The organism is Paenibacillus sp. FSL K6-1230 (assembly GCF_038002385.1).
Taxonomy (GTDB): domain Bacteria; phylum Bacillota; class Bacilli; order Paenibacillales; family Paenibacillaceae; genus Paenibacillus; species Paenibacillus massiliensis.
Genome location: NZ_JBBOCK010000001.1, coordinates 5,993,114 through 6,002,196, shown reverse-complemented (window position 1 = coordinate 6,002,196; position 9,083 = coordinate 5,993,114). Strand labels below are relative to the sequence as shown.

8 protein-coding genes are annotated in these 9,083 nt (G+C 48.0%); 1 reads left to right on the top strand and 7 read right to left on the bottom strand.

The window, feature by feature from the left end; translation table 11 throughout:
• Positions 1–57: 57 nt before the first annotated feature.
• The 7 genes from MKX74_RS26640 to MKX74_RS26610 form a co-directional block, all read right to left on the bottom strand.
• Positions 58–474 (bottom strand): 3-hydroxyacyl-ACP dehydratase FabZ family protein, encoded by a 417-nt coding sequence (locus MKX74_RS26640; RefSeq protein WP_018883905.1) that lies wholly within the window; start codon positions 472–474, stop codon positions 58–60.
• A gap of 3 nt (positions 475–477) precedes the next feature.
• Positions 478–1,740 carry a beta-ketoacyl-ACP synthase II gene (fabF, locus tag MKX74_RS26635; protein ID WP_341180324.1) on the bottom strand — a complete coding sequence of 421 codons (1,263 nt, stop codon included), beginning with the start codon at positions 1,738–1,740 and terminating at the stop codon, positions 478–480.
• Between the two features lie 7 nt (positions 1,741–1,747).
• Positions 1,748–3,442, bottom strand: coding sequence for a thiamine pyrophosphate-binding protein (locus tag MKX74_RS26630; RefSeq protein WP_341180323.1), 1,695 nt, complete (start codon positions 3,440–3,442; stop codon positions 1,748–1,750).
• Positions 3,439–4,662, bottom strand: a complete 1,224-nt coding sequence (locus MKX74_RS26625) for an aldehyde dehydrogenase family protein (protein ID WP_341180322.1) — start codon at positions 4,660–4,662, stop codon at positions 3,439–3,441. Before MKX74_RS26625 ends, MKX74_RS26630 begins: the two co-directional genes overlap by 4 nt.
• A 26-nt stretch (positions 4,663–4,688) precedes the next feature.
• Positions 4,689–6,149 carry a class I adenylate-forming enzyme family protein gene (locus MKX74_RS26620; RefSeq protein WP_341180321.1) on the bottom strand — a complete coding sequence of 487 codons (1,461 nt, stop codon included), beginning with the start codon at positions 6,147–6,149 and terminating at the stop codon, positions 4,689–4,691.
• Between the two features lie 12 nt (positions 6,150–6,161).
• Positions 6,162–6,944, bottom strand: coding sequence for an enoyl-ACP reductase FabI (fabI, locus tag MKX74_RS26615; protein WP_036632359.1), 783 nt, complete (start codon positions 6,942–6,944; stop codon positions 6,162–6,164).
• Between the two features lie 345 nt (positions 6,945–7,289).
• Positions 7,290–7,820 carry a hypothetical protein gene (locus tag MKX74_RS26610; protein WP_341180320.1) on the bottom strand — a complete coding sequence of 177 codons (531 nt, stop codon included), beginning with the start codon at positions 7,818–7,820 and terminating at the stop codon, positions 7,290–7,292.
• Positions 7,821–8,187: 367 nt separating this feature from the next.
• Between MKX74_RS26610 and MKX74_RS26605 the strand changes: the two genes are divergently transcribed.
• A complete protein-coding gene (locus tag MKX74_RS26605) occupies positions 8,188–8,781 on the top strand; it encodes a TetR/AcrR family transcriptional regulator (protein ID WP_341180319.1) in 594 nt (197 codons plus the stop codon).
• The last annotated feature ends 302 nt before the right edge of the window (positions 8,782–9,083 follow it).

Sequence of the window (9,083 nt, the reverse complement as noted above, 5' to 3'; positions counted from 1 at the left end):
TCGATTGTAAGGTGCCATCATCGTCATGCAGGTATGTGTTATGAATGGAGGTTGCCTTCAGTCTGCTTTTGGCGTGTATGACACGATTTCTTCAGCTTTGACAATAATACGATCTCCTACCGTAGCCAGGCCTTTGCCTACCAAAAATCCTCTTTTTCGCTTCGTTACTTCAAAATAAAGATCCAGTCGGTCTCCAGGCACAGCCTTCTCATGCATCTCTACTTGGTTCAATGAGGTCAACAGGGATATTCCCGTCTCATCCAGAGAGGCAAAAGCCCCGAGCTGTGCCAGAGCTTCAATGACCATGGTATGGGGCATGTAAGGATTCGTTTCCGTGACGAACCAGTCGTTCCAGGTGACATTCTTATAGCCACGAGCCCATTTCGATAGCTCATAGCCTGTAACGTGATCCAGCATGATAAAAGGGTAACGGTGTGGTAGCACATCAAGTATGCGTACGTTATCCGGGCTCATAGACTATTCCCCCTGCCATTTACGCACAGCCAGACATACGTTATGACCACCGAACCCGAAGGAGTTGCTTATCGCTCCCAGCACCTCGCGCTCCTGATACACGTGTGGTACAAAGTTCAATTCGGGATCTTCAGGGTCGTGACAGTTCAGGGTCGGAGGCACTTTGTTATGAATCATGCTTTGCACAGTGGCTACGAGCTCGACGGCACCTGCTCCACCCATTAAGTGTCCTGTCACAGATTTGATGGAACTGATCGCCAGGGAGGGGGCGTGTGGACCAAATACGGTCTTGATCGCATTAATCTCCATCTGGTCATTGAAGGGTGTACTGGTACCATGGGCATTAATGTATTGAATGTCGGTCGTGTCCAGGCCTCCATCCCTTAATGCATTACGGATAGCTTCGGCCGGTCCGGAGCCGCTCGGGTCAGGGGCTGTAATGTGAAAAGCATCGGTGGTACAGCCATAGCCAACCAGCTCAGCCAATATGGTAGCACCCCTGTCGAGCGCATGCTGAAGCTCCTCAAGTACTACGATGCCAGCTCCTCCACCAATGACAAAGCCGTCCCGGTTACGGTCAAAAGGACGACTGGCTTGCTGTGGTGCATCGTTTCGTCTGGAGAGGGCATGGATATTAGCGAATGAAGCTAGATCCAATGTGCTGAAGTTCGCCTCCGAGCCGCCTGCAATCATCACATCTGACGTGCCATATTGAATGGTGCGCATCGCCTCGCCTATGGCGTTGCTGCCTGTGGCGCAGGCTGTGACCACTGCGAAGGAGGGGCCTTTGGCTCCTGTCGCAATCGCAATCTCTCCGGGTGCAGAATTAATCATCATCGACGAGACATAGTAAGGGCTGACACGTTTCGGACCCTGCTGATTCAGCCGCTTGAAGTTCTCTTCGACAACATCGAGTCCACCAGCTCCTGAACCGACCACAACCCCGATTCGGTGTGCGTTGCTATCATTTACTACAAGGCCGGACTGCTCCATGGCCTGCTTGGTTGCAGCCACGGCAAACTGCGTGAACTGCGCCCATTTACTGGCGTCCTTTTTACTCATATATTGCAATGGATCGAAATCCTTAACCTGTGCACCAATCTTGGTGGGCATATCGGTGGTGTCGAATCCCGAGATAGGGGCAATGCCGCTGTGTCCTTCAATCAGAGAGGTCCAAAAATCGTTAACATTAAGTCCAACCGGAGTTATTACACCTTGGCCTGTAATTACTACTCTTCTCTTCAACGAAACCCCACCTTTTGTCATACTGGAACTACATGATCTGATTATCAAATACAGGAAAGTCGCCGTATATGTTACGAATCTTCTGATGCACATCCTCAAGTGCAACCTTGACCATGACAATCACCAATTTGTTCATTCGGTATCTCGTAAGTGCCAAGGTGAGTTGGGATTCCAGCTCGGACTTCTCTTGAATGTTGATCATCTCGATGAAGTCATGATGGCTCCAATTCATATGCTCAAGTGGGGCATCTGTCACGAACTGAAATGGGCGCCCCTCGAAGTTGTATTGATTGAGTTGATATTGCAGCCATCCGTAGCCGCCGTTATTCATCACGATATAGATGAGCGGAATGTGGTGCTGGATAGCTGTAATCAGGTCTGACTGGAACAAATTGAATGCACCATCTCCTACAAGCGCTACGACAGGGCGGTGATCTGCAAGACTTGCCCCGACGGCAGCAGCGGCTCCGAAGCCAAGGCTGGTCTGATCGCTAGGGACGATTGATAGACTATTGTCCTCAAACTGATAGAAGGGATAAAAATATGACCACATGTCCTGTAGTCCATTCTCTTGTACTAAAATGCATGGCTCCGTTAATTGAGACTGAAGTGTATCAAGTACTTCCGATACATGAACTGATGGGAAGCCCTTAATCTCGTGCAGACAGGCCTCCCGATTGCGGAAGGCTTCGCGCTTACAGTGGGAAATGAGTTCAAGCCAGCTGGAGTCAGCCTGCTGTGCAAGCAGGGATAACCATGCTTGCACAGCTGCGTCACCGTCTCCAAGCAGCTTCATTCCCCGATACTGGTGTGAGAAATCCTCGATACTGACATTCACCTGAATCAAGGGCGTGTGCTCAAGAAGGGTGTCCCACTCGAAGGTGGCCGTCTCCTCCAAACGGCTACCCAGCGTCAGTACGGTATCTGCTTCCTCCCAGATTGTTCTTATGCTGGGATCTGTGTAGAGACCTGCGATACCACAAAACAAAGGATGGCTCTCGTTAATAGCCGTTCTGCCAGAGGCCGTGGCAAATATAGCAGCACCTAATCGCGCTGCCAATGGCTCAATGACTCCTTTAATTCCAGACTTCATTCCTCCGCCAACCACGATAATAGGCTTGCGGGCTTCACGGAGCACCTCAGCTGCCATCTCTAGTTCGTGGGTTGACGGTGCGCAGTTCAATCTCACCAGCTGCTGAAAAGGATGCTGAACCGTCACGGTCTCTTCGGCAATCTGCTCTGGCAGCTCCAGATAGACAGGCCCCCTGCTGCCATTCATGGCAAGGAATGCGGCCCTCTCCAGCGCCCATACCAATCGGCTCGAATGCTCGATTCGATATGCCCATTTGACTAGAGGCTTCACCAGCGTTAGCTGATCGGCTTCCTGAAAGGCTTTGGTACCCAGTTTTTCACTGCTGGTACCAAGAGCAATTAACAGCAGGGGCACCCCTGAATGCTGTGCTTCAAGCAAGCCTGTTAAGGTATTGGTTAATGCAGGACCTTTGCCAACGATGCACACCCCCAGGCGATTCGAGGCGAGCGCATAACCAGAAGCCATGAACATGCAGTTTCTTTGATCCCTGCCCATAATGAAGCGTACGGACGAGTTCTGCAGTGCGGTGAGTACCTTCAGATCGTCACTCGGAAGCCCAAAAATATGGTCTGTACCAATGGACTCGATATATTGAATAACCGTCTCCCATGCGTGCATGGTCTGTGTCATACTTCTGCCCTCTTTTCGGTGAGAAACTCAGCAACTACTTCGGAGATCAGGATCGGCTTTGAGATCAGCTGCATGTTGTAATAAATATAGTTGGACATGGTTCCATAGCCCCCGAAGGCCTTGTTTCCTTGCTCGACATCCTCCAGCGTCTGATTGATGGTCAAGGTATGCTTTCTTCGCAGGACGTCAGCCAAATGAAGGGAGCCATAAAGACTGCAGCCCATGGCCCGTTCACTAAAGTAGCTCGAACGAATGCGCTTGAGTAGCTGCTCATCATCCTGATAGCTGACCACGTTGAAGATCGGAGAGAAGTACTCCATAATCTCAAGTTCTTCATCCAAGGAGCTGTATAAAATAGTCGGTTCCATTTTCTTTGTCCGGAAATCAATGCCTCCTCCATAAGCAATGTACTTGTCGTTATTGTTCAAATATTCCGATACGGTGATTAAGGTGTCCTTATAATAGATTGGGCAGTAGTTGGCTTCGGGATCGTCATTCGCACCGAAGGATAGCCCTTGTATGGCTTGAGTGAGTTGGTCTCGGAAGGTGTTGCTGATATTCTCGTGCACCAGGATAATATCTGGACCTAGGCAATCCTGTCCTGAGTTGAACAGCCTCATGCGAATCACGTCATTAACCGCAAGTGGGATATCTGCGTCTGGACCAATAATGAACGGATTGATACCCTGTCCGAAGAATATGTAGAGCTGTTCTTTCCTGATTTGTTTCTTGATCTGCTCCGCATTCGTGTAGCTTCCAGTGAACACGACGATGTCAGCAGGATGAACGGATTGCTCCAGGAATTTTTTCTGACTGACCTTCATGTTCTCAACGGGCAATTGATGAACGGCACTGAGCTTCTCATGCAGTAGAGCGACGAATTCGACGACATGTGAGGAAGCCCGGAATTCAATCTTTTCTACATATAAAGAGGGGATTAGCAGGTACAGAGCATAGGAATACAAAATTACGTTAGACGGCATGAACACAGCCATGGATTGCTGCCAGCCAGGTCGGTAGGCCTCAACTTCCCCGAGGGCCCCCTGCAGCGTCGTAATGGTGGAGTCTATCTCGGCATTCGCTGCCCGGCATGATGAGATATTAAGGAGAATACTCATCACTTCATCACGGTTGGTCGTTAAGTAGTCCAGGCATCTGCGAATGGCTTCACACCTTTGCGCGAATACAACGTTTTCTTGCGACAACAGGTTCATATTCATTTGCCTCATCCTCTCTTATTGTGCATTTACCCTACATCATGAATGGTTCTTTGATACGCCAGACGTTCCAATTCCAGTCGGTCTACCTTGCCATTTCGATTCAAAGGGAATGAATCAACGACAAGTAAGGTGTCAGGATACATATAGGTGGGAAGCAAGCGGTTGATATCTTTTCGGAGAGAAGAATGCTCTTGTCCGTCATTTCTCTCGACAAAGACGATTAGTGAGGCGCCCTTCCTCTCATCATCCAGGGCAATGACGCAAGAGCGATAGCCCAAGCGGCTGATCTGATTCTCGATATAGACAGGCGAGAAGGTGTAACCCATACGGGTGACAGACTTACCTGCGCGTCCAATGACATATAGCATTTCTTCCTTCAGAAAGCCGAGGTCCCCTGTCTTGAACCATCCGTCCTGCAACACCTCCTGTGTCAAATCTGGTTGGTGCAAGTAGCCTTCCATACACCCAGGTGTACGAATCCATATTTCTCCAATCCCCTGTTCCAGCTCATCTACTGAATTTCGGGTTTCAATTCTCGCTTCGACTCCGGGAAGAAGGCGACCGCAGCCCATAGGGCTAGCGAGCGTTCCCATAGAAACGTTCCCCAGCTCTGAAAGACCATAACCATTAAGCAGTGGTTGTCCGACAATGTCCATGAAGCTCTCCTCCAAGTCATTCGTAAGAGGAGATCCACCGACGCACCACATGCGAACAGGTGATTGCTTCAATCGTTCGAGAAGCTCGGGCTTTCTTTCTAGCATCCGTAGAATCATATAATAGGCAGATGGATTGGCATCTATGACGGTGGCCTTGTCCTGGTCTAGCCAGGTGATGACGCTCCATAGATTTTTAGGCTTGCAAATGAGAATAGAGCATTGGGTGAACCACCAGGAAAAAATAAGCGAGATTCCATAAAAGTGCGAGTAGGGTACAACAGGGAGGAGACAATCTTCAGACTTGTAAGCCATAGCTTGGACGGATAGCTTGATATTGTCGATGAATGAACGGCCTGACTTGACAATCCCTTTCGGTTTTCCAGTCGTGCCAGAAGAATAAAGAATCAGTGCATCATTTTTGTGCATCCATGAGTCGAGATTAATAAGGAACGATCGATCCTTAGCGTATAGGTATTGGTATAATTCCAATTCCTCCTGCAGGGTGCTGAACAATAACGTGTTGGCCTGTGGGAGTGCCAGCTCATGGTCCGTTACGATACAACAGGCTTCGACCTCGTGATAAATGTTCTCTAATTCATCTGTCTGGATCTGCTCATCAACGACAGTAATCGAGGCAGCGAGCTGACAGAGAGAGAATAGAGATACTATGAACCAGTATGAATTTTCTGCCTTGAGAATCACACGACTCTCTTCATGAATACCGTTGATATGCATCAAGTGCGAGAAGCCCAAGACATCCCTCTGAAACTCTGCCTGGTCTATCAACTTCTGAGAGGTGATGATCTGGCCATGCATTTGAGTTACAGGCATGCTGTTCACTCCTTACATTCCCGTGATATGGTATCCTGCATCTACATGAATCACTTCCCCAGTGATCCCTCTTGCCAGCTGGGATAGTAAAAATAGAGCAGTGTCTCCCACTTCCGAGGTGTCTACCGTCTTGCGTAGCGGGGCAATGTCCTCGATCTTTTTGAGTGCGGTCTGAAAATCCTTAATGCCATAAGCAGCTAATGTCCGGATTGGGCCTGCAGAGATTGCGTTAACCCTGATGCCGTGCTGCCCTAAATCATGTGCCAGATAACGAACACTGGCCTCCAAGGATGCCTTCGCCACGCCCATGACGTTGTAATTTTGAATCGCACGCTCGGCTCCAATGTAAGTCATGGTCACAATACTTCCTCCCTCGCTCATTAACGGGAGGATTCGTTGGGTTACAGCGGCTAGTGAGTATGCGCTAATGTCCTGTGCGATGCGGAATCCCTCGCGAGAGGTCTCGACAAACGTCCCTTCCATATCTTCACTTTGGGCGTAAGCGATGCTGTGAAAGTAACCATGGAGGACCCCGACATGCTCTCTTAGAAAGAGCTGCAAGCGATCAATCTCGGTATCTTCAGCCACATTGCATGGGAACAGCAAAGAACCCGGTAATGTCTCTGCGAGCTTGCTTACTCGTTCCTCTACCCGTTCGTTCTCATACGTGAAAATAAGCCTGGCTCCAGCAGAGGAGAGGGACTGCGCGGTTCCCCAGGCAATGCTCCGGTTATTGGCTACGCCCATAACCAGCACATTTTTTCCATCCAACAAATGATTAGTCAGAAGTATCATCCTTTCCAATACTTTGGCGAGAATATTTATGTTTTGGTTATTATGTAATAAATTGAAATAAAATAAATAATAATAGAATAAAAAGGAATATTTATGTATTTTCGTTCTAGATAATACCATATCATTATACAAAATGTATACTAGGATCTTACATTTTTTTGTACTGATTGTGTAAAAAATACATATATATACTTTGTTTACATGGGTTTATATGTAAAAAGACGCTTCTATCCCATATGAAAGGGAGAAAGCGTCTATGTTGGCAGCTAGTAGCATCTGTAACGGAATATCATTTTATGGTATGGAAGAGTAGATTATAAGGTCGGCTACGGAAGGATTACAGAACTATCCTTTGCTTTTCCTTGGGAACCAAGTGTAGCTAAAGCAAATGAAGAAGTCGATTACAAGCACCGTACTCCAGATGGACATCACTTCATTTAAGGAGGTTGTTTGCGAAGGGTCGCCAACATACGTAATCATAATCAGCATAATACCGTTACCGATCAGGTACCCCAGCAAGTGTAAGTACCAGCTTTTCCGCTCTTCTCTGGCATGCTCTTTCCCATACTTAGGGGCTGGCTTGGGTCCACCAGCGAACCAATAGGAGAAGCGGGTATCCGCCCAGTGAATGAGCCGATGACCAAAGGCGACCGTAATCCCAATGTAACAAGCAGCAAGAGCACTGGCGAGTGTGATCTCTCCACCATTGCGCAAATTGACAAAGATAGCGACGAGCAGGATGAGATCAATCAGCGGTGTGACGAGCAGCAACAGAGCGCCTAGTCGCTTTTGCCGAAAGATATATCGGGCAACCAGGCCAGCGACTACAAATACCCAAAATAAAATCTCGCAAGCAATAATTAACCAGACAACCATGATCACATTTCCTTTCTTTTATATGATTCTGGATAGAAATCTGGATAGAAATCATATCTTGCTAGTCATCCTCCTATTGAACACACCTCATTTCCTTCCGACTTTACCAGAATATGCACAGATGATTATAGCGCAGCGAACAAAATATTACCAATTTTAGTATCTAATTGTGTGAGTGTGTGTGAATCCAGTAAGGAGATTATTATAGGTTATTCACTGGAAAAAACCTTTAGTATATGGACAGGCTCCTACTAATATAAAGTTTGAATTAACTAATAAGGTTAGTTAGTATGGTAATGAACCATTAAATTAATGATCCGAGTGGGAACTGACCATTTCGTGATACTAGCGAGGGATTGAATTCAACATGTCACCAAGACGCGGACTGACCTTAGACGAGATATTACAGGCCACCGAGGAGATGGCCAATGAGCAGGGAATTCATGCCGTCACACTTGCCACGCTGGCTCAGCGCCTCCAGATCCGGCCTCCTTCCTTGTACAATCATGTGGATGGGCTGAAAGGACTGCACAAGCTCATGGTGATGAAGAGCACCCAGGAGCTGGAAGCGGCTCTGATGGATGCTGCCGTAGGCAGAGCTGGGGAGCAGGCGATTCGGGCGATGGGTCAAGCTTATGTGGACTTCGCCCGTCAGAGGCCTGGGCTCTATGAAGCAATGGTTTATTCATCCCTACAGCCGGACGAGGAGGTCCAGCAGCTTAACACTAGGGTAGGAGGGCTGATCATGAGGGTCATGAAAAATGGCTTCGGCATGTCTGAACTGGAGACCATTCATGCAACACGAGGTCTGCGCAGCATTCTTCATGGATTTGCCTCTCTGGAACGTAGCCGTGGATTCCGCATGGCCGTTAGCACGGATGAAAGTCTAGAGGTTATTTTGGGTATCTTCATTGCAGGTCTGGGAAGCCGTTCATTCGCTGCCGAGGGCTATGAGGATTAGCATTAGGATGACTTTCGAAGCTTGTGGGTCTAATTAATTTGTCCTAATCAGGTGTAATGATGTGCCCTTGCCCCACACCCGCGCTGGCACCTTCGTCGATATGCTAAGGTGGTCATCGCCCGCCACGCATTGCACAAATTGTCTACCTAGAGCTGATATGAGCTTCATATTGTGCGCTATTCCTGCCGCTTTGCTGTCAAGTGATGACAACGGAGCGGCTTTTTTTCTGTAAAAGCATTGCGTTTCATGTGGGAACATAATAAACTAACTATTATAATTTTAAAACTAATTAGATTAGTTAA